General features: G+C 32.3%; 21 protein-coding genes. 14 read left to right on the top strand and 7 right to left on the bottom strand.

Translation table 11 applies throughout. The features are described from left to right. Positions 1-87 precede the first annotated feature (87 nt). From FLAK523_RS15225 to ychF, 4 genes are all read right to left on the bottom strand, one after another. The gene (locus tag FLAK523_RS15225) at positions 88-213 is read right to left on the bottom strand and encodes a hypothetical protein (RefSeq protein WP_256469075.1); all 126 of its coding nucleotides are present in this window, start codon (positions 211-213) and stop codon (positions 88-90) included. A 181-nt stretch (positions 214-394) separates the two neighbouring features. Then, positions 395-2,257: a DNA topoisomerase IV subunit B gene (locus FLAK523_RS08695; RefSeq protein ID WP_248902651.1), complete on the bottom strand. Its 1,863-nt coding sequence runs from the start codon at positions 2,255-2,257 to the stop codon at positions 395-397. A 220-nt stretch (positions 2,258-2,477) separates the two neighbouring features. Then, positions 2,478-2,999, bottom strand: a complete 522-nt coding sequence (locus FLAK523_RS08690; RefSeq protein WP_248902650.1) for an NADPH-dependent FMN reductase — start codon at positions 2,997-2,999, stop codon at positions 2,478-2,480. Between the two features lie 409 nt (positions 3,000-3,408). Beyond that, positions 3,409-4,503: a redox-regulated ATPase YchF gene (gene ychF, locus FLAK523_RS08685; RefSeq protein ID WP_248902648.1), complete on the bottom strand. Its 1,095-nt coding sequence runs from the start codon at positions 4,501-4,503 to the stop codon at positions 3,409-3,411. 645 nt (positions 4,504-5,148) lie between these two features. Here ychF and FLAK523_RS08680 point away from each other — a divergent pair. The 3 genes from FLAK523_RS08680 (at position 5,149) to FLAK523_RS08670 (ending at position 9,364) form a co-directional block, all read left to right on the top strand. Continuing rightward, positions 5,149-7,803: a TonB-dependent receptor gene (locus FLAK523_RS08680; RefSeq protein ID WP_248902638.1), complete on the top strand. Its 2,655-nt coding sequence runs from the start codon at positions 5,149-5,151 to the stop codon at positions 7,801-7,803. 158 nt (positions 7,804-7,961) lie between these two features. After that, positions 7,962-8,723, top strand: a complete 762-nt coding sequence (locus FLAK523_RS08675) for a class I SAM-dependent methyltransferase (protein ID WP_248902636.1) — start codon at positions 7,962-7,964, stop codon at positions 8,721-8,723. Between the two features lie 104 nt (positions 8,724-8,827). Beyond that, the gene (locus tag FLAK523_RS08670) at positions 8,828-9,364 is read left to right on the top strand and encodes a hypothetical protein (protein ID WP_248902634.1); all 537 of its coding nucleotides are present in this window, start codon (positions 8,828-8,830) and stop codon (positions 9,362-9,364) included. 73 nt (positions 9,365-9,437) lie between these two features. Here the strand turns inward: FLAK523_RS08670 and FLAK523_RS08665 are convergent, their stop codons facing one another. Further along, entirely contained in the window at positions 9,438-9,788 is a 351-nt protein-coding gene (locus FLAK523_RS08665; RefSeq protein ID WP_248902631.1) for a 4Fe-4S dicluster domain-containing protein, read from the bottom strand. 152 nt (positions 9,789-9,940) lie between these two features. Between FLAK523_RS08665 and FLAK523_RS08660 the strand changes: the two genes are divergently transcribed. The 6 genes from FLAK523_RS08660 (at position 9,941) to FLAK523_RS08635 (ending at position 14,786) form a co-directional block, all read left to right on the top strand. Continuing rightward, positions 9,941-10,999 (top strand): acyl-CoA reductase, encoded by a 1,059-nt coding sequence (locus FLAK523_RS08660; protein ID WP_248902629.1) that lies wholly within the window; start codon positions 9,941-9,943, stop codon positions 10,997-10,999. A gap of 110 nt (positions 11,000-11,109) precedes the next feature. Then, on the top strand, positions 11,110-12,180 hold the full coding sequence (serC, locus tag FLAK523_RS08655) for a 3-phosphoserine/phosphohydroxythreonine transaminase (RefSeq protein WP_248902627.1): 1,071 nt from the start codon (positions 11,110-11,112) through the stop codon (positions 12,178-12,180). Positions 12,181-12,296: 116 nt separating this feature from the next. Then, positions 12,297-13,247 (top strand): D-2-hydroxyacid dehydrogenase, encoded by a 951-nt coding sequence (locus FLAK523_RS08650; RefSeq protein ID WP_248902625.1) that lies wholly within the window; start codon positions 12,297-12,299, stop codon positions 13,245-13,247. A 98-nt stretch (positions 13,248-13,345) separates the two neighbouring features. Next, positions 13,346-13,909: a hypothetical protein gene (locus FLAK523_RS08645; RefSeq protein ID WP_248902623.1), complete on the top strand. Its 564-nt coding sequence runs from the start codon at positions 13,346-13,348 to the stop codon at positions 13,907-13,909. Between the two features lie 108 nt (positions 13,910-14,017). After that, a complete protein-coding gene (locus FLAK523_RS08640) occupies positions 14,018-14,452 on the top strand; it encodes a DUF6146 family protein (RefSeq protein ID WP_248902621.1) in 435 nt (144 codons plus the stop codon). A gap of 31 nt (positions 14,453-14,483) precedes the next feature. Next, positions 14,484-14,786, top strand: a complete 303-nt coding sequence (locus FLAK523_RS08635; RefSeq protein WP_248902619.1) for a DUF6787 family protein — start codon at positions 14,484-14,486, stop codon at positions 14,784-14,786. 2 nt (positions 14,787-14,788) lie between these two features. On the opposite strand, the gene FLAK523_RS08630 is transcribed toward FLAK523_RS08635, so the two are convergent. Then, positions 14,789-15,082: a hypothetical protein gene (locus FLAK523_RS08630; protein ID WP_248902618.1), complete on the bottom strand. Its 294-nt coding sequence runs from the start codon at positions 15,080-15,082 to the stop codon at positions 14,789-14,791. A 48-nt stretch (positions 15,083-15,130) separates the two neighbouring features. Then, entirely contained in the window at positions 15,131-15,679 is a 549-nt protein-coding gene (gene msrA, locus FLAK523_RS08625) for a peptide-methionine (S)-S-oxide reductase MsrA (protein WP_248902616.1), read from the bottom strand. Between the two features lie 296 nt (positions 15,680-15,975). On the opposite strand from msrA, the gene FLAK523_RS08620 reads away from it, so the two are divergent. From FLAK523_RS08620 to FLAK523_RS08600, 5 genes are all read left to right on the top strand, one after another. Continuing rightward, complete coding sequence (locus tag FLAK523_RS08620) at positions 15,976-16,668, top strand: ABC transporter ATP-binding protein (RefSeq protein ID WP_248902614.1); 693 nt, start codon at positions 15,976-15,978, stop codon at positions 16,666-16,668. Between the two features lie 109 nt (positions 16,669-16,777). Further along, positions 16,778-17,542: a TIGR02757 family protein gene (locus tag FLAK523_RS08615; protein WP_248902612.1), complete on the top strand. Its 765-nt coding sequence runs from the start codon at positions 16,778-16,780 to the stop codon at positions 17,540-17,542. Between the two features lie 385 nt (positions 17,543-17,927). After that, positions 17,928-18,296, top strand: a complete 369-nt coding sequence (locus tag FLAK523_RS08610) for a response regulator transcription factor (RefSeq protein ID WP_248902610.1) — start codon at positions 17,928-17,930, stop codon at positions 18,294-18,296. Positions 18,297-18,325: 29 nt separating this feature from the next. After that, complete coding sequence (locus tag FLAK523_RS08605) at positions 18,326-19,429, top strand: HEAT repeat domain-containing protein (protein ID WP_248902608.1); 1,104 nt, start codon at positions 18,326-18,328, stop codon at positions 19,427-19,429. A 3-nt stretch (positions 19,430-19,432) separates the two neighbouring features. Then, positions 19,433-20,872, top strand: coding sequence for a glycosyltransferase (locus FLAK523_RS08600; RefSeq protein ID WP_248902606.1), 1,440 nt, complete (start codon positions 19,433-19,435; stop codon positions 20,870-20,872). The last annotated feature ends 16 nt before the right edge of the window (positions 20,873-20,888 follow it).

The raw sequence follows: 20,888 nt of genomic DNA, 5'->3' as shown, positions 1-20,888 counted from the left end.
TATACCGCTTCAATCACATCGATTTCTACTTTTAAAATTCTTGGTATCTACTTCAATTATTTCATAAAACACCTTTTCTTCTTGATTTTAACCTATAAAATTATCCTCTGAAATTGTATTTTCTTCTTCCTCGTCTTTCATTAAATATACTCTATTGAATAGTAAATAATTACAATTTTTTTCGGCAATTAAAAAGAATACTTTTCTTTGCACTTATGCTCTTTTGTAACTACTTCGATTCCTTCCGTACTTAAAGTCTTTTTTACAACAGTCTTGCATTCTATATGATCGTTATTTTTTTTGATGAAAAGGGTAATTAAAAAAGTTGACAAAACCACAATAACAATGTAGACAAAATGTTTTTTAGAAATCATAATCCGTTTTTTTTTTGATATTATACCGCTTCAATCACATCGAGCTCTACCTTCAAGTTTTTAATGATAAACTCTTGACGGTCTGGTGTGTTTTTACCCATATAAAAGGATAGCAATTGCTCTACCGAAGTGTTTTTATCCATCATAACAGGATCCAAACGGATGTCTTCACCAATGAAAAACTGAAACTCATCAGGCGAAATTTCTCCCAATCCTTTAAATCGGGTGATTTCCGGTTTTGGTTTTAATTTTTCAATCGCTGCTCTTCTCTCTTCATCCGTGTAACAATAAATAGTTTCTTTTTTATTTCGAACTCTAAAAAGAGGGGTTTGCAAAATATACAAATGCCCTTCTTTTATTAATTCAGGGAAAAATTGCAGAAAAAAAGTAATCAATAATAATCGAATGTGCATTCCATCGACATCGGCATCGGTGGCGATTACAATATTATTGTAACGTAATTTTTCTAATCCATCTTCGATATCCAATGCGGATTGCAATAAATTGAACTCTTCATTTTCATAAACAATTTTCTTGCTCATTCCATATGAGTTCAAAGGCTTTCCACGCAAACTAAAAACGGCCTGAGTATTTACGTCTCGCGATTTAGTAATCGATCCAGAAGCCGAATCTCCCTCCGTAATAAAAAGGGTGCTTTCTAGATTCCTTGGATTCTTAGTGTCCGGAAGATGCGCACGACAATCCCTTAATTTTTTGTTGTGCAAATTAGCTTTTTTAGCACGGTCAGTGGCTAATTTTCTAATTCCTGACAATTCTTTACGCTCTCTTTCAGCCTGAAGAATTTTACGTAATAATGCATCAGCAGTTGTTGTGTTTTTGTGTAAAAAATTATCCAACTTCGTTTTCACAAAATCATTCACAAAAGTACGTACTGAAGGCATTCCAGGTTCAGAACCCATATCAGTAGAACCTAATTTTGTTTTTGTTTGCGATTCAAAAACAGGCTCCATTACTTTGATACTAACTGCCGTAACAATCGATTTTCGAACATCTGAAGCATCAAAACTTTTATTATAAAACTCCCGAATGGTTTTCACAATCGCTTCACGGTAGGCCGCTAAATGCGTTCCTCCTTGCGTCGTGTTTTGGCCATTTACAAAAGAATGGTATTCTTCGCTATATTGTGTTTTACTGTGCGTTAAGGCAATTTCGATATCCTCCCCTTTCAAGTGGATAATAGGATATTCTAAATCTTCAGCGTTAATGGTTTCTTCCAACAAATCTTTCAATCCATTTTCAGAAAAATATTTTTCGCCATTGAATATTATGGTTAACCCATTATTTAGGTAACAATAATTCTTCAACATTTTAATCACATACTCATAACGGAATTTGTAATTTTTAAATATCGCTTCATCTGGTATAAAAGTTACTTTGGTTCCTTTTCGTTTGGTTGTGTCAATTACATCTTCTTCAAGAACTAAATTTCCTGCTGAAAATTCAGCCGCTTTTTGTTTCTCATCACGAACGGATTCTACACGAAAATAATTAGATAAAGCATTTACAGCTTTTGTTCCTACACCGTTCAAACCTACTGATTTCTTGAAAGCCAGTGAATCGTATTTACCACCAGTATTCATTTTAGAAACCACATCAATCACTTTTCCAAGCGGAATACCACGACCGTAATCGCGAACATTAACTGTTTTGTCTTTAATGGTAACTTCGATCGTTTTACCTGCACCCATAACGAACTCATCGATACAGTTGTCAAGTACTTCTTTTAATAAAATATAGATACCATCATCTGGCGATGAACCATCTCCCAACTTCCCAATATACATACCGGGACGCATACGGATGTGTTCTTTCCAGTCGAGAGACCGAATATTATCTTCAGTATATTGATTTTGATCTGACATTTTGGAAATTTAACGATTTTGTGCTAATATAGGACTTCTCAATATATTTTAAAAGAGGAAAGAGTCAAAGTTATTAAGAATGATATTGACATTTTTTTTGACAGAAACAAAGACACAGAGCCTCAAAGTCTCAAAGGATTACAAAGTGAACTAATCGATAGTACACCCAACTTTGTTACTTTGCGTTTGAGTCAATTTCTTTGAGACATTTCCTTTAAATCTAAAAACCTTTAATTACTTCTTTTAGCTGATTATCTAGTTCGGTGTTTGAAATTTTAGTTTTTTCAATATCGAAATTGTCATTAAAATTAGGTAAAGAAAAGACTCCTTTTATGTTGGCTCCAAAACGAGGAAAAGCGTTTTTAGCTATTTCAAGTACGGTTGCACCTCCCCTTCCTCCTGGCGAAGTAGCCATAAGCAACATCGGTTTTTCATTAAAAACTTTCCCTGTAATCCGGGTGCACCAGTCAAAAACATTTTTAAAAGCAGCAGAATAATTCCCATTATTTTCAGCAAGAGAAACCACCAGAATATCAGCGCTTTCCATTTTAGCCAAAAATGCTTTGGCTAATTCATGCTGTCCGATTTCCTCCTCGATATCGACAGTGAATAAAGGCATTTGGAAATCATTTAAATCCAAAACTTCAACTTCTGCATTATCAAACAAAGAAGCTGCGTAAGTGGCTAATTTTTTATTTATTGAGTTTTTACTTGGGCTTCCGCCAAAGGCTATAATTTTCATAGTGCTTGTTTTTTTATAAAAGTAATGAAATTAGCCCACGGATTAAAAATATTAAACAAAAAATGGAACGCAGACTAGACAGATTAAGCAGATTTACACTGATTTTTTTTATTTACCTCTGATTCGCTGATTTTTAAAAATCTTTCTATTCTCTCTTTTCTTTTTTCTTTACCCCAGATGGAAACGAAAAGCATTTTGACAGGATTGACTGCTTTTTTCTTGACAAAAAAGAGCGACTCCCGACACTTCGGGAGAAGCTCCTTTATTGACTTAGAAAAAAAGGCAAGACGGCAAAATCTTGCAGCGGAAAGCTGGATTAGGTCAAAAAAAAAAAAAAAACCTGCAAAAATTACTCTTGCAGGTTTCGTCTATTCTCTATTTTCTTTATTCTATTTTCTTCAAATAAAAATTACACGTTAAATCGGAAATGCATAACATCACCATCTTTAACAATATATTCTTTTCCTTCCACTTTAAATTTACCAGCTTCTTTAGCTTTTGCCTCAGAACCGTATGCAACGTAGTCTTCGTATGAAATTACTTCAGCACGAATGAATCCTTTTTCAAAATCAGTATGAATTACTCCTGCAGCTTGTGGCGCAGTAGAACCAACGTCGATTGTCCAAGCACGAACTTCCTTAACACCTGCAGTGAAATAGGTTTGTTGCTTCAACAATTTGTATGCAGCACGAATTAAAACAGAAGCACCTGGCTCAGTTAATCCCATATCTTCAAGAAAAACTTGACGCTCTTCATAGCTTTCTAACTCGGTAATATCAGCTTCAGCACCAACAGAAAGTATAATTACCTCTGCATCTTCGTCTTTTACTAATTCACGAACTAGATCTACATATTTGTTTCCGTTAACAGCTGAGTTTTCATCTACATTACATACATACAAAACTGGTTTTGCAGTAATCAATTGAAAACTTTCCATCAACACTTCTTCTTCATTTCCTTGAGGAGTGATAGTTCTTGCTGATTTAGCTTGCAGTAGCGTTTCTCTAATTCGGTCCAAAAGCGCTTTTTCAGTTTGCGCCTCTTTGTTTCCAGTTTTAGCGGCACGATTTACTTTTTCAAGACGTTTTTCTACTGTTTCTAAATCTTTTAACTGCAATTCGATATCAATAGTCTCTTTATCACGAATAGGATTCACATTACCATCAACGTGTATAATGTTATCATTATCAAAACAACGCAATACATGAATAATTGCATTACACTCTCTAATGTTTCCAAGAAATTGATTCCCTAAACCTTCCCCTTTACTCGCTCCTTTAACTAAACCAGCAATATCAACGATATCTACTGTAGCCATTTGAACACGCTCCGGTTTTACTAATTCCTCTAATTTTTCAATTCTTGGATCAGGAACGTTTACAACTCCTATATTAGGTTCAATAGTACAAAAAGGAAAGTTAGCACTTTGCGCTTTTGCATTCGATAAACAATTGAATAATGTTGATTTTCCAACATTTGGTAATCCTACAATTCCTGCTTTCATGATATTTATGTTTACAGATAGCGTTTTCCACTAGCTGTTTTTAATAATTCCTGTTTTAAAGTTTGCAAATATAAGATATAATGCAATCATTCAGCAAATTTTCAGTATCCCTTTTGCGAACTAAACCTGTGATTAAAAAATATTATTGATTCGTTGACTAACAAGCAACTTCAATATGCTACTGATATTTTTTTTCTTTTAATTACAATTAACCAAATCAATAAAGTATTTCCTTATTATCCGATAATTATTCATTAAATAATATAAATTTACCATTTAATCATATTTTTACTTAATTCACTTTTTTATATAGATATTTAAGTTATGTTTGCTATTATATTTCTTTATTTAAGTTATATTCATTTTTAAAGCCAAAAAATTAAAAACCATTTAAATTATCAATTATGAAGAGAAAATCGTGACAACCAATTTTATTAATCTCAAATAGCGCAATTATTATTTTTAAAATTTCAGGAATATTAATATACTAAATTAACCTGTCAGACTAGGTATAAAAAAGAATCAGGCATTACTGTTTATTGTCTTTGTTTCTAAAAAAATTTCTGCATTTAGTTAATTATAAGTTAAAAAATTACTATATTGCTCCTGATTAACTAACCAAAAATTAACAAACTCAAATTAATTATGAAAAAACTCACATTATTATTTTTTTTACTTAACGTAAGCTTTCTTTTTGCTCAAAAAGACGTTTCGGGTGTAGTAAAAGACAAATCGGGACAAGCTCTTCCAGGCGTAAACATTGTAGAAAAAGGAACAAACAATGGTGTTTCTACAGATATAGACGGAGCCTATAGAATAAAAGTAAAAGATGGAGCTACATTAATCTTTAGCTACATCGGATTTAATAAAGTAGAAAAAGCAGCTTCTAGTTCAAAAATAGATGTTGTTTTATCTGAAGAAGGTGGACAAGCATTAGATGAAATTGTTATTACAGGAACAAGAACTGCTCCAAGAAGTAACACTACTACTGCATTACCTATTGATGTAATTTCTTCTAAAGACTTAACATCTACTGGTCAAGCTACATTTGACAAGGCATTACAGTACAAAATTCCATCATTTAACACGGTTCAGACTCCGGTAAATGACGCGACTTCATTACTTGACCCTTACGAAATCAGAAACATGGGACCAAGTAGAACTTTAATATTAATCAACGGAAAACGTAAAAACTTAAGTTCTTTACTTTATGTTCAAACGTCTCCAGGACGTGGTGAAACAGGTTCTGACATTTCTGCAATTCCAACTGACGCAATCGAAAGAGTAGAGATTCTTCGTGATGGTGCTTCGGCTCAATACGGATCTGATGCTATTGCTGGGGTAATGAATATTATCTTAAAAAAGAACACAACTGGTGGATCTGTAACTGTAAGAAGTGGAATGACTTCTGAAGGTGATGGAGAAATGCTTGGAGTAAGTTTAAACAATGGATCTACTGTAGGAGATAAAGGTTTTGTAAACTATACTGTAGATTTTTCTAAAGTAAATCTTGCAAATAGACCTGGTACAGTTGATGCTGCTGGAGAAGCTGCTGATTTTGGTGCTTCTTTATCTGACGTACAAGCTTTTCTAGCTAAGATGCCAGATGCAGGAAACATCAATGGATCACCTGAAACTGCTGCTGCTAAATTTTTAGTAAATGGTGGATTTGGATTATCTGAAGAAACACAATTATACTACAATGCTGCATATGTTTACAAAAAGGTAAACTCATTTGCTAACTACAGAACTCCATACTGGAGATCATTATCTGACTTTCCTTACTTAAATGATTTCTTCGGAAATGGTAACTCAGCTAATCCTTCTTATAATGGATATGTTCCAACATTCATTGGAGACTTGAATGACTATAACGCTACTTTAGGTTACAAATCGGTTAAGAATGATTGGAATACTGACGCTAGTATTACTGTTGGTGGAAACACACAAACTTACTCAGTTGAAAATTCTCATAACAGAACTTCAGGAACTGATTCAAACGGAGCTAATATCTACTTAGAAAACAGCCCTATTTCATTCAAACCAGGAGGAACATCTTTCAACCATGTTGTAGGAAACTTAGATATCTCTAAAGTACTTTCAGACAAAATTAGTATTGGTTTTGGATCTGAGATTAGAACAGAGACTTTCGGAGTAACAGAAGGAGACAAAGCATCTTGGGATGGTATTGGAGCAGATTCATTTGCTGGTAACCGACCTGAAAATTCAGGTAAATGGAATCGTTATAACTTAGGGGCTTATTTTGACCTTGCTTATGATGTAACTGAAGATTTCTTAATTAACGGAACGGTTCGTTACGAAGATTATAGCGATTTTGGTGGAGCAACTGTTTGGAAATTAAGCTCAAGATATAAATTTGCAGAGGATAAAGTAACATTAAGAGGATCTGTTTCTACTGGATTTAGAGCTCCTACATTACACCAAATCTATACTCAAAAATCACAATATTCTTTTGTTCCAGGACAAGGAGTACAAGTTAGTGGAATTGTAAACAACGTTTCTCCTCAAGCTCGTTTATTAGGCGTGCCTAAATTAGATGCTGAAAAATCTACAAATATTACTGTAGGTGTTGGAGTAAAACCTTCAAGAAACTTTAATTTCACTTTAGATTATTACAACATTAAGGTAGAAGACAGAATCATCTTAGGAGACATTGTTTCAACAACTTTTGGAGATGTTGCTTGGTTTGAAAACTCTTTTGATTCAAGAACTTCAGGTTTAGATGTAGTTGCTAATTACAATAACATTGAATTAGGAACTGGAAAACTTGGATTCAATTTATCTGGAAACGTAACTTTCCAAAATGAAAGAATCTCTCCTGTAAAAAGTAACAACTTTAGCGAAACACTTGATGCTTTAATGTTTACTTCTAGACCAGAAACAAAATGGATCTTAGGAGCTAATTACGAAGTTGGAAAATTAGGTTTCTCTCTTAACAATACTTACTTTGGAAAATCTACTTTCAAACAAGCAGGTTTAGATTCTAACTTAAGAACAGAATTCACGCCAAAGATTGTTACCGATTTAGGAGTTACTTTCTCAGCTACTGAAAAATTAACTTTAGCTTTAAATGTAAACAACTTGTTGAATGTACTACCTGAATGGAAATTCAAAGCTGAAAATGCTGCTGGTACAGCAATCTTAAATGATCCTGCACAAGTTAAAAATCAATCTAACTTGATTACTTTCAACCAACGTTATTCTCAAATGACTTATGATGGGTATCACTTTAGCCAATTAGGAACTATGTTCAACTTATCATTGAACTATAAATTCTAATTCGATTATCGAATAATTTTTAAAAGCGGCTATCGAAAGATAGCCGCTTTTTTTATACCTTATTTTTACCTAAATTTATAAGTCCAATTATTTCAATTGGTTAAAAAAAAGAATAGGTTCTAAGAAATAACTAAATTCCAACCTTAAATCAGTTTAATATGGCAACTCTATATGATGGTAAAATGGCTGCTATTTATGATGCTATGTACCAGACTTTTATTGATTATGATGAAGAATTTGAGTTCTACAACGGACTTATCCAGGAAAACAATTGCAAAACGCTACTTGAAATAGGTAGTGGAACTGGAAATTTAGCCAAACGCTTTGGAAAAACAAATCTGGAATATACTGGCTTAGACTATAGTCTAAGCATGATAAACATTGCTAAAAAGCGAAACAAAACCTCCAATTTCATCCATGGAGATATGCGGGAATTTCAGCTTAAAAAGCCGGTAGATGCTATTATTATCACGGGGCGCTCCAGTAGTTATTTAATATCAAATGAGGATGTGAATGAATGTTTCGATACAGTTTACAACAATCTTTCAATCGATGGCGTATTGATATTTGATTTTATAGATGCCAATAGATTTATTCCCTTTATAATAGAAAATCAAGTAATCACCCATCAAGCCCAACACGAGGGAATCAATTATTTAAGAGAAAGTCATTGGGAAACAACCACATTAGATAATTTTATGCTTGAATGGACCGCTCAATATTACACTTTAAAGAATGGCGAAAAAAAGATAAAAGCCGAAGACTTCTCTACGGTAAGAGTTTTTACCCTAAACGAAATGCAACTTTTTTTATTTTTAAATGGTTTCGAAATCATAAAAACCATTGACAGAAAAACGTATGCTTTTGACACCTATGTTATAGTTGCAAAAAAGAAACCCCAAAAACAAAAAACATTGTAACCTATAAATCTGTGAATAATACAATATTATTTAATAATTCCACAATTAATTAACAATCAAATAGTTGTAAATTTGTTTAATATCAATCTTTAAAATTAAATAATATGAAAAATATAGTATTAGGAATCGCCGTTTTTTTATTCTCTTTTAATATTCAATCACAAAACAAGAACGTTAAAACTGAAGTAAAAACCACAACAACAACAATCAAAGATTCTGAAGGGGAGAAAAAAATAGTTAAAACCCAAGAAATTCAGGAAATTCAAAAAATCGAACTTAAAGATGCCGAATCTACAATTCTGAATAAGGACGTCAAGGATACCCCTGTTCAAGTTACAGAAATCACTAAAATTACTGATAACGGGCAAACTAGACTTATAGATGTGGATCACTCTGCTTATTATATTAATAACGATAAAAAATATCAGGTCGTCTTAGATGATAAAGGATACAATATGTACTTCCTAAATGGTGATAAATCAGCAATACTAAGAAAAACATCCAGAAATAATTATATCATAAAATCCAATAACATTCTTTCTTTTGGGTATTTTGATGATAATGGTAATTTAGTAATCGAAACTTACGATGACCAAACAGATGAAGTATCTAAAACAACTTATGTGATTATAAAAGATTAAGTACACAATATCCAAAAAAAAAAAATCCTGAGTGTATAATAACTCAGGATTTTTTTTATATATGCGTACTAAACTATTCGTTATGTAAAAAAGCCTGTCTGTTCAATAACGTTTCTTCGCTCTCAACATGACTATCATCTGGAATACAACAATCCACTGGACATACGGCAGCACATTGAGGTTCATCATGAAATCCTTTACATTCCGTACACTTTCCTGGAACGATGTAATATATATCGTCAGAAATAGGTGTTTGAGCATCTTCAGCATCAACTTCAGTTCCATCAGGCAAAATTACCTTCCCACTTAGTTTTGTTCCGTCTTTATATCTCCAATCGTCAGCGCCTTCATATATTGCTGTATTTGGACATTCTGGTTCACATGCACCACAGTTGATACATTCGTCTGTTATTATTATTGCCATGTTTATAGTCTTAAATTTGAACGGTCTTAAAGCCTTAAGTGTAGGAGTAAAAAAGACATTAAAATCTTTTGACTTGATGACTTTTGACTTTCGACTTAATTATGCTTATTTTTGTGCAAAATTACAATCAAAACAATTCATAAACAAACATTATGACATTAGAAGTTAAAAAAAACATTTTCATTGAATTAGGTCACTTTTTAAATCAATTCAATAGTAATGAAACCGTTAGAAACGAAAATGTACTACATAATAATATGTTTTTTTATGAATTTAACAAATTAATAAAATTATCACAATCCCATAACGGTTGGTATACTCCGGAACAAGTTTATTTTTCTATTCAATCTTGGGCTAAAGCACTTACTGAAGAAAATTTAAATCAATGGCTTTCCGCCTATACAATTGATATAGTTGAATCTAAAAATATCGCTTTGATATTGGCTGGAAATATTCCACTTGTTGGGTTTCACGATTTTTTATCGGTTTTAATTTCAGGGCATAATGTTCTGGTTAAAACTTCCTCTAATGACCAACATCTACTTCCGTTTTTAGCTAAATACCTTATTTCAATAGAGCCTAAATTTGCTGACAAAATTACGTTTGTAGAAGGTAAATTAGAAAATTTTGATGCCGTTATTGCAACAGGAAGCAATAATACGGCTCGCTATTTTGAATACTATTTCAAAGACAAACCTTCGATTATTAGAAAAAACAGAAACTCAGTTGCTGTTTTAAACGGCAATGAATCTAAAGAACAGATAATTGCTCTGGGAGAAGACATATTTAGGTATTTTGGTTTAGGATGCCGTAATGTATCTAAGCTTTTTGTCCCAAAGGGCTACTCATTTGAAGTCTTTTTTGAAGCTATTTTCGAATACCAAGATGTGATTCATTACGAGAAATACGCTAATAATTACGATTATAATAAAGCAGTATTTTTAATGAGTAATTTCAAGTTAAGAGACAATGGATTCTTGACTTTAAAAGAAGATAAAAGCTACGCCTCCCCTATTTCGAGTGTTTTTTATGAAACTTATGAAAACCTCAACGAAATAGAGCAACGCTTGCAAACAGATAAAGACCAAATTCAGTGCATCGTTAGTAATGCATTAATCGAAAACAGTATCCCTTTTGGAGAAACACAAAAACCCAATTTATGGGATTATGCTGATAACATAGATACGATATCGTTTTTGTTGAAAATATAAATACAATTCAATTAATTATTTCGAATAAATTAACTGTTATTAGGCTTCTATTAACGAAATTTGAATACTAAGGGAAGTAATTTGATCCAATATAAAAATAGTAACTACTCATGAAAAAACACAACTACAGCGCTGGACCATGCATTTTACCTCAAGAAGTTTTTGAAAAATCAGCTCAGGCTATTTTAAATTTCAACGATTCCGGTTTGTCCCTTTTAGAAATTTCGCACAGAAGCAAAGATTTTGTTGCTGTAATGGAAGAAGCAAGATCACTTGTAATTGAATTATTGGGTCTTGAAGGCAAAGGATATAGCGCCATTTTTCTTGGAGGAGGTGCAAGCTTAGAATTTTTGATGGTGCCTTATAATTTAATGAAAGAAGGCGGAAAAGCGGCTTATTTAGATACTGGAACTTGGGCAAACGGAGCGATAAAAGAGGCCAAATATTTTGGAGAAACGGTTGTTGTCGCTTCTTCTAAAGAAGAAAACTATAACTATATCCCTAAAGGCTATACTGTTCCTGCTGATGCTGATTATTTTCACTGTACGAGTAACAATACCATTTTTGGTACACAAATAAAGGAATTCCCAACGCTTGATATACCTCTTGTGTGTGATATGAGTTCGGATATTTTTTCACGTCAAATGGATTTTTCAAAATTTGATTTGATTTATGCTGGAGCACAAAAAAATATGGGTCCGGCTGGAGCAACATTGGTTGTTATAAAAGATGAAATTCTTGGCAAAACCGGAAGAAACATTCCAAGTATGTTAGACTACACTAAACATATTAAAGCAGAAAGTATGTACAATACGCCTCCTGTTTTCCCTATATATGCATCATTACTGACGTTGAAGTGGTTGAAAAAACTGGGCGGAATTGCTGCTATCGAAAAAATAAACGATGCAAAAGCGACTTTACTTTATACTGAAATAGATAGAAATCCATTATTCAAAGGAGCAGCGGCTGTTGAAGACCGTTCGAATATGAATGCCACTTTCTTATTGAATGATCTACAACACACTGATACTTTTAACGCAATGTTAAAAGAGGCAGGAATCTCTGGATTACCAGGACATCGTTCAGTAGGCGGCTTTAGAGCATCGATGTATAATGCACTTCCTCTAGAAAGCGTTCAGGTCTTAGTCGATGTAATGCAAGCTTTAGAAAAAGCAATTTAACAATTAAAATATTGAATGATTTAAGGTTTTCAAAACTCAATTACAATCAATCACTGCAATAAATAAACAGTCTGAATCTTTAAATCTTTAAATTTTCAATCTTAAAATATAAAACAATGAAGGTATTAGCCAATGACGGAATTTCTAAAAGCGGAATTCTAGCATTAGAAAAAGCAGGTTTTGAAGTCATCACTACAAAAGTAGCACAAGAACAAGTGGCCAATTTTGTAAATAAAAACGACATCAGCGTTATTTTAGTGCGAAGTGCAACTAAAGTACGCGCCGCTATGATTGATGCTTGCCCAGGTCTAAAAATCATTGGACGTGGTGGTGTAGGAATGGATAATATTGATGTTGACTATGCAAAAAGCAAAGGAATACACGTTATAAATACGCCTGACGCATCATCAGAATCAGTTGCTGAACTGGTGTTTGCCCACTTATTTTCGGGTGTTCGTTTTCTACACGATTCCAATAGAAATATGCCTCTTGAAGGAGACACTAGTTTTGAAAGTTTGAAAAAAGCCTATTCAAACGGTATTGAATTGCGTGGCAAAACACTGGGGATAATAGGAATAGGACGCATTGGTCAAGCAACGGCAAAAATTGCTCATGGATTAGGGATGAAAGTTATTGTAACTGATCCTTTAATCGAAAAAGTGGCTGTAACAGTTTCCTTTTTTGACGGTCAATCAATTACGACAACACTTATTTCTCAGTCTCTGGAGTCATTGCTAAAAGAATCTGATTTCATAACAGTACATATTCCTGATCAGGAAAATTATCTAATAGGTGAGAATGAATTTAACTTGATGAAAGATGGTGTTGGGATCGTAAATTGTGCTCGAGGTGGTGTGATTGATGAAGTTGCATTAGTAAAAGCACTGGATGATGGAAAAGTTTTATTTGCTGGATTAGACGTTTATGAGAAAGAACCAACACCAGAAATTATCATCCTTATGAACCCCAAAATTTCATTGACACCTCATATTGGAGCTGCAACTTTAGAAGCACAAGACAGGATTGGAACCGAATTAGCGCAACAAATAATTGGACTAATAGGCTAATTTTCATACCTTTATAAAAACGAAGAGGTGATTCATTAATTCAGTTTAATGAATCATTTTTTTTATAAAGTTTAATTTCTAATCTAATTCAAAAAAACATGTTTGATCAATTGACACAATTAGCACAACAGTTTGGAGTAGATGCAGTTGTAAATAACAATACTGTTCCGAACGAAAAGAATGAGGCCGTAATAAATGAAGCCAGTAACTCTATATTTTCTGGATTACAAAAAATAGTTTCAGAAGGAGGAGCAGAACAATTGGCAGAATTGTTCCAAGCGAATAATTCTCAAAATAATTCTAATCCTGTTGTACAGCAACTTACCCAGCAGTTAAGTGGTAACTTGGGTGAAAAATTCGGGTTGAATAGTGACGATTCCGAAGGAATAGCGGGGAAATTAATTCCTCAAATTCTTGGTTCTCTAGTAGGAAAAGCAAAAGATCCAAATGATTCAAGTTTTGAAATATCAGATTTAGTAGGTGCAATTTCAGGTAATAGTGGCCAAAATGCTGGGATTATGGAAGCGATTTCTAAATATGGTGGGCAATTTGGTTTAGATCAAAATGCCGATGGTAAAGTAGATATAAACGATGCTCTGTCAGCTGTGAAAAATAAAAGTGGTGGCCTTGGAGGTATGCTTGGAAACCTTTTTGGAAAATAATTTCAATACAATATTAAAGAAAATCATCTCGACTCGAGGTGATTTTTTTTATTAAAACACACTATACAAGCACTTTAATTTTGTAACTTTAATATTAATTTTTACGTCATGAAAAATAGTGCTTTCATACTTCTACTACTCATAGGTGTTTTTTTTAGTTGTACTAATTCAAAATCTATTGTTTCCAATTCCGAAAAACCAACTACCATTCAAAACGATACGATTAGAATTGCCAATGACGAACTTGAATACGAAGTCATCATTATCGATCCCGGTTTTAGCACTTGGCTTAGTTCAAGGTCGTATCCACGAGGGTATCACACACAAAGCTATCTGGAAAATAAAAACCGAGTGTGGGTAAGCGAATGGAACAGGCGTGTTTTACAGCCTCAGTTATACAATTCTAGCCTATATGAAATGACAATCAATTATGATTCTTTTGTAGACTATGGATATGAGGTGAATTATTTGATATACAACTATATGATATATTTTCAAAACACCTTCAAACAAAAACTTTTTGGTTACGTTCCTATAAGATAATGTTAGTATATTTGTAATCATTACAAATTAAATGAAGGAACTAAAAAAACGTTGGGGAATAGAATCCAATTTTCAACTCACAATCATATTTATCGTTTTTGCAATCACGGGATCAGCATCTGCTTGGCTGTCAAAACCTTTTTGTTATTGGTTAGGCATTTCAAAAGAAGATTTAGGCCTTTGGTTTACCCCTATTCGCCTAATCTTGATTTTCCCTCTTTACCAAGTCCTTCTTGTATTAATAGGTTTTCTTTTCGGTCAATTTAAATTCTTTTGGGGTTTCGAAAAAAAAATGCTTAAACGAATGGGTTTAGGTTTTTTGTTCAAAAAATAAATTTATTTCTTAGGCTCTTTTTTTATTAAATAAGTATAGATCCAGATTAAGGTGAACGTTGGAATAACATCCGTAAATGGAATAATTTCTTCCAGAAAAGCTATCGTTCCTCCTACTCTACCTACAGTCCCTTTATACATCCTAGTCACCAAATAAGCTCCTATAGGTGCCCAGATTACATCCGAAAATTCACCAACCACAGGAACCGTAAATGATAACATCCCTATCGCATCAAATACAACTCCTAGAATTAAATTCTTTTTTTTATTGCTTTCAATTTGAAACTCTTCTGTCATTATTTTTTAAGTGTATATATTTTAAATAAATCACGATTTTTATTCACTTTAATTTTTGAGCTTGTCTTTATAGACTTTTTTTAGTTTTTCAATTTTTGGAGTAATCATAAAAGAGCAATACCCCTGAGATGAATTTTGATTGTAATAATTTTGATGATAATCCTCAGCCTCATAAAATACTGTTGCTGGAGAAATTTTAGTTACAATGGGGTTACTAAAAGTGTTTTCCTTAGTCAACAGATTTATATATTGCTCAGAAACATTTTTTTGGTTTTCATTATGATAAAATATTTCGCTACGGTATTGAGTACCAAGATCATTGCCTTGACGATTCAAAGTAGTGGGGTCATGCGTTGCGAAAAATATTTCAAGTAATTCCCCAAAACTTATAATTTCAGGATCAAACTCTATCTGTATTGCTTCCGCATGTCCAGTATCTCCATTACATATGTCTTTGTATGTTGGATTCAATGTATTCCCACCAATATAACCAGAAATAACACTTTTTACTCCTTTTAATTCTAAGAATACGGCTTCAGTACACCAAAAACAACCTCCTGCTAGGGTTGCAACTTCCATTCCTTCTTCTAATTCCATTTTTATATTGGTTCGTTAATTATTCGAAAAATAAATACTTTTTGTCTAATTTGAAGGAGTAAAGAAACAATATTAGGCTTCATCACGATGCTTTTCTAAAAGAATTCTAAGAAGTTTATACATTCCCTTTTCAGATAGTCTAATTGACAAAAATTGAGTTAACTCCAAATTTATTTATAATTTACGCATTGCAGTATCCTATTAACGAAAGTTTATTATTTGAAAGATTAAAATTCTAGTCTTATTTATTTAATAGTCCTCAAAACTTTGTTTCTTTGTGAAAACTGATTGAATCTATGATACACGCAAAAAACATCCATAAATACTATGACAAACTTCACGTTTTAAAAGGGGTTGATCTTCATATACAAAAAGGCGAAATTGTTTCCATTGTAGGGGCTTCAGGTGCAGGGAAAACGACACTATTACAGATATTAGGAACTTTAGACAAACCCAGTCTTTTTGTCGAAGAACAAAAAAGCAACAATCAAATTGAGAAATCTCTAGTTATTAATGGAGAGGATATTCTAAATATGAATGACAAGACATTGTCTAAGTTTAGAAACCTCAATTTGGGTTTCATCTTTCAGTTTCATCAGTTACTACCTGAATTCACCGCCTTAGAAAATGTTTGCATTCCAGCATATATTGCTAACAAATCCAAACAAGAAACTGAAACTGAGGCAAAGAAATTACTGGATTACCTAGGACTTTCTCATAGAATTAACCATAAACCAAATGAACTTTCAGGAGGTGAGCAACAACGTGTTGCAGTTGCAAGAGCTTTAATTAATAAACCCGCAATCATTTTTGCCGATGAACCATCAGGAAATTTAGACACACAATCAGCAGAAAACTTACATCAATTATTTTTTAAATTGCGTGATGAATTAGGACAAACATTTGTAATCGTAACCCATAATGAAGAATTAGCCAACATGGCTGACAGAAAACTGGTTATGGTTGATGGACAAATTAGTGGTCAGTAAAACAGTGATCAGTGGTCAGTATTTAAGTAGACCGCTGCAGTGGGTTAGTACTGAATTAAATTAGCAACTCACTTTAGCTCTTTACAATTTTCCCTTTTCCCATATGAAAATGAACCATTCCGAACTCAAAGATTTCCTCGACTCAAAAGTAATACAATACAATACACTTGATTTCATTGAAAGTGACCCTGTACAAATTCCGCATTTATTTTCCCTAAAAGAAGATGTGGAGATAGCCGGTTTTTTGAGTGCCACTATTGCTTGGGGTAATCGCAAAATGATTATCAAAAACGCACACAAAATGATGGATCTAATGGGTAATGCTCCATATGATTTTGTGATGTCGCATACTGAATCCGATTTGGAGCGATTGGAATCCTTTGTTCACAGAACCTTTAACGGTCAGGATTTCGCAAGTTTTATCAGAAGCCTACAACACATTTACCAAAACCATAACGGTATGGAAGCCGTTTTTCTAAAAAACCAAGAATCACATTCGATGCAAAAAAGCATCTCTGAATTTAAAAAAATATTTTTTGAAATTCCGCATTCTTATCGCACTCAAAAACATATTTCAGACCCTTTAAATGGATCCGCAGCAAAGAGGATCAACATGTACCTAAGATGGATGTGCCGTCAGGATAACAAAGGAGTAGATTTAGGAATTTGGAAAAGCATTTCACCCGCTTCTTTATCCTGCCCATTAGATGTGCATTCAGGAAATGTAGCTCGTAAACTTGGACTGCTTATTCGAAAACAAAATGATAGCAAAGCACTTTCTGAACTTGACAAAAACTTAAGACAACTAGATAAAAATGACCCTGTTAAGTATGATTTTGCACTTTTTGGATTAGGTGTATTTGAAAGTTTTTGATAAAGCAATAAATCAAACAAAAAATATCATCGTTTTATCAAACAGGCATAATTGAAAAATAAATATTTTTTTATAATTTTTTTCCTACACACAAGTGTATTTGTGTAGTTTATCGTGTTTTTTTAGTGCTTTATCGGTTATTTATACTAATTTAGAGTAATGTAATTCTATTATTCGTCTTTATTAGAGCTTTTGATTATTCATACAAAAACTAAGAGCATAATAATAAAATTATTTTTAACGTAATATTTGTCAGATTTTTTAGTTAATTTTAAATGTATCTAAACTCAATCATTATTAATAAACAATAACGACAGAGTTAAAAAATGTTTGATTTTAAATAAAATTTGGAATAAGAATTATTAAGCTCTAAAATTATAAAAAGATGACTGATTCTAAAAAAATTATTTTAGCGGAAGACAATTCAATCCTTTCTTTATTATTGAAATTTAGATTGGAAAAAGAAGGGTACCAGCTTTTTATAGCATATGATGGTAAAGAGGCTGTTAATTTAATAGAACAACATAAGCCTCAGTTGATTCTAACCGATGTAATGATGCCATTTATTAGCGGATTAGAAGTAATTAGTCATGTAAGAAATAAATTAGTAGAGCAAACTCCTATTATTGTTTTCTCATCAGCTGGTCAAGAAGAAATGGTGATAAACGCATTTAATCTAGGAGCCACTGATTTTATGAGTAAACCATTTAGTCCTAATGAATTAGTAATTAGAATAAAAAGATTGTTGCGTTAGATTTTAAGATCCTACTTAAAAAAAATATAATGGAATCATATCAATACATCATTGAATTTATCACTCAGTATCCGCCAATTATCTATTGGGCTTGGATTTTAAGTGGAGTCTTTATTTTGATAATAACTTTTTTAATTATTTATCTTAAATATTTGAGAAATCGATTAAGATCTAAAGAAAGAATCCAAAAAACTTATCAAAAAAAATATGAGTCGGAATTAATTACTTATTTGTATTCAGGAAACGAAGAGGAAGAAATAAGTATTGAGCAACAAAATATTATTAATTACTTTAAAAAACACTCCAATAGTGGATTAAAAAGGAAAATAATAATCGCTACATTACTGAAATTAAAAAATGATATTTCTGGGGAAATGGCAGATTCTATACAAAATCTCTATTATCAAACTGAACTTGTTAATTACCCTACAGGTAAACTGAAAAGCAAAAGCTGGGATATAATTGCAAAAAGTATACGAGAACTTACACAATTTCAAATAAAAGAATCATACGATGCTGTTACACATCACGTTAACCACCCTAAAAGAGAAGTTCGTAAAGAAGTCCAAATGTATTTGGTGAATTTATTTTATTTTAAAGGACTTGACTTTCTAAATGTTTTGAAATCTCATTTAACGGAATGGGATCAAATTCAATTATTAGAAATACTTCAGAAATTTGATAATCAACATATCCCTAATATTAATGATTGGCTTAAATCATCTAATGATTCGGTAGTAGTTTTTACATTAAAATTAGCTAAAATTTACAATCAGTTTGAGGCTAAAGACGAGCTCCTACTATTATTAGATCATCAAAATAAATCTATAAGAGTCGATGCAATTAATGTCCTTGCTCATTTAAATGCTGTAGAAGCTATTCCAATAATAAAAAAAGAATTTTCAAATAGGAGTTTAGAAGAGCAAATAGCTTTTTTTAATATGCTACAAAATATGAATGACATTAGTGATATTCCATTTATTTTGGATTATTTGAATAAGGATAATTTTGAGATAAGGATATCTGCAATAAAAATATTGAAAGAACTTAATTTTGACAATTTCAATACTTTCAAAATGATGCCTACGGATCCTAAAATAGATGAAAATGTTAAATTCATTGAAACTGCATAGCTTATGAATACTAGCACCTTCCAATTAATAATTGAAATAATACAATATTTGTTTTTTGGTTTTGCCTTTTCTGCAATACTATCTTATATAGTATTAGCAATTATTTCTGCAATAGAAACTGTTGAGTATATGAAAAAAAACAGCTTTGTAAATTATACAGAGATTTTATCATCTACAATCTCACCATCTATTTCAATTATTGCACCCGCATATAATGAAAGTTTAAATATTACTGAAAACGTAAGGTCTCTATTGTCTAGCCATTATGTAAATTATGACGTAATTATAGTAAACGATGGAAGTAAGGATGATAGTTTAGAAAAACTTATAAAAGCATACGATTTAGTTAAAGTAGATATGCTTATCAATAATCAAATTCCAACAAAACCACTTAGAGCGGGTGTATTTAAGTCTACAAATCCTGCTTTTGAAAAATTAATGGTAGTGGATAAAGAAAATGGAGGAAAGGCTGACGCTTTAAATACTGGTCTAAATATCAGTACTAACAAATATGTCGCCTGTATAGACGTCGATTGTTTGTTACTGGAAGATGCTTTACAAAAAATGATAAAACCTTTTTTAGAAGCGACTGATTATAAAGTAATTGCTGCTGGAGGGGTAATTAGAATCGCAAATTCATGTGTTATCAAGGACGGTAAATTAATTGAAGTGAATTTACCTAAAAAAATGCTTGAAAGAGGTCAGATTTTAGAATACCTAAGAGCTTTCTTACTGGGAAGAATGGCTTGGAGTAAGCTAAACGGTTTATTAGTTATTTCAGGCGCTTTCGGTCTTTTCGATAAAAAAACAGCAATTGAAGTTGGTGGATACGACACCAAAACTGTAGGTGAGGATATGGAAATCATTGTTAGAATGAGACGTTATATGGAAGAGAAAAAGGAAAAATACAAGGTGGCTTATATTCCTGATCCATTATGCTGGACTGAAGCACCAGATAATTACAAAATCTTTATTTCTCAAAGAAACAGATGGACTAGAGGAACAATCGAAACATTAAGAAAACATAGAAAAATTGCCTTTAATCCAAATTATAAATCACTCGGTGTTTTAAGTTATCCTTATTGGTTAATCTATGAAAGATTAGCACCGGTAATTGAAGTGATTGGAATTTTTTACTTTTTATTTCTTATAATTATGAAAGAAGTAAGATGGGATTATGCATTAACATTTATTGTATTAGCTTATCTATTTACTGTCTTTTTTTCCATAGTTACAATTATATCAGAAGAACTTACCTATCACCAATACAAGAAAAAAGGAATCGGCATTAAGTTAATAGGAATTGCTTTAATGGAACCTATTGTCTGCCATCCTTTTATTCTTTATTCAGCTATTAAAGGTAATTTTGATTACTATTTTAATACTAAAATAAAATGGGGTGAGATGACACGAAAAGGAATGACAGGTACTAAAACAACTTAGGTTTAGTACCTACAAA

This window comes from Flavobacterium sp. K5-23 (assembly GCF_023278045.1).
Classification (GTDB): Bacteria; Bacteroidota; Bacteroidia; order Flavobacteriales; family Flavobacteriaceae; genus Flavobacterium.
Note: the sequence above shows the minus strand (reverse complement) of the source record. Positions and strands in the feature narration are given on the sequence as shown.

What these genes read in the sequence shown, in the direction of transcription:
- msrA (WP_248902616.1), bottom strand. Translation starts at nt 15,679, where the DNA reads ATGGAATTAGAAGAAGGAATGGAAGTTGCAACCCTAGCAGGAGGTTGT.
- FLAK523_RS08675 (WP_248902636.1), top strand. Translation starts at nt 7,962, where the DNA reads ATGGCAACTCTATATGATGGTAAAATGGCTGCTATTTATGATGCTATG.
- FLAK523_RS08605 (WP_248902608.1), top strand. Translation starts at nt 18,326, where the DNA reads ATGGAATCATATCAATACATCATTGAATTTATCACTCAGTATCCGCCA.
- FLAK523_RS08635 (WP_248902619.1), top strand. Translation starts at nt 14,484, where the DNA reads ATGAAGGAACTAAAAAAACGTTGGGGAATAGAATCCAATTTTCAACTC.
- FLAK523_RS08630 (WP_248902618.1), bottom strand. Translation starts at nt 15,082, where the DNA reads ATGACAGAAGAGTTTCAAATTGAAAGCAATAAAAAAAAGAATTTAATT.
- FLAK523_RS08690 (WP_248902650.1), bottom strand. Translation starts at nt 2,999, where the DNA reads ATGAAAATTATAGCCTTTGGCGGAAGCCCAAGTAAAAACTCAATAAAT.
- FLAK523_RS08695 (WP_248902651.1), bottom strand. Translation starts at nt 2,257, where the DNA reads ATGTCAGATCAAAATCAATATACTGAAGATAATATTCGGTCTCTCGAC.
- FLAK523_RS08620 (WP_248902614.1), top strand. Translation starts at nt 15,976, where the DNA reads ATGATACACGCAAAAAACATCCATAAATACTATGACAAACTTCACGTT.
- FLAK523_RS08600 (WP_248902606.1), top strand. Translation starts at nt 19,433, where the DNA reads ATGAATACTAGCACCTTCCAATTAATAATTGAAATAATACAATATTTG.
- FLAK523_RS08665 (WP_248902631.1), bottom strand. Translation starts at nt 9,788, where the DNA reads ATGGCAATAATAATAACAGACGAATGTATCAACTGTGGTGCATGTGAA.
- FLAK523_RS08610 (WP_248902610.1), top strand. Translation starts at nt 17,928, where the DNA reads ATGACTGATTCTAAAAAAATTATTTTAGCGGAAGACAATTCAATCCTT.
- FLAK523_RS08680 (WP_248902638.1), top strand. Translation starts at nt 5,149, where the DNA reads ATGAAAAAACTCACATTATTATTTTTTTTACTTAACGTAAGCTTTCTT.
- ychF (WP_248902648.1), bottom strand. Translation starts at nt 4,503, where the DNA reads ATGAAAGCAGGAATTGTAGGATTACCAAATGTTGGAAAATCAACATTA.
- FLAK523_RS08615 (WP_248902612.1), top strand. Translation starts at nt 16,778, where the DNA reads ATGAACCATTCCGAACTCAAAGATTTCCTCGACTCAAAAGTAATACAA.
- FLAK523_RS08640 (WP_248902621.1), top strand. Translation starts at nt 14,018, where the DNA reads ATGAAAAATAGTGCTTTCATACTTCTACTACTCATAGGTGTTTTTTTT.
- FLAK523_RS08650 (WP_248902625.1), top strand. Translation starts at nt 12,297, where the DNA reads ATGAAGGTATTAGCCAATGACGGAATTTCTAAAAGCGGAATTCTAGCA.
- serC (WP_248902627.1), top strand. Translation starts at nt 11,110, where the DNA reads ATGAAAAAACACAACTACAGCGCTGGACCATGCATTTTACCTCAAGAA.
- FLAK523_RS08670 (WP_248902634.1), top strand. Translation starts at nt 8,828, where the DNA reads ATGAAAAATATAGTATTAGGAATCGCCGTTTTTTTATTCTCTTTTAAT.
- FLAK523_RS08660 (WP_248902629.1), top strand. Translation starts at nt 9,941, where the DNA reads ATGACATTAGAAGTTAAAAAAAACATTTTCATTGAATTAGGTCACTTT.
- FLAK523_RS08645 (WP_248902623.1), top strand. Translation starts at nt 13,346, where the DNA reads ATGTTTGATCAATTGACACAATTAGCACAACAGTTTGGAGTAGATGCA.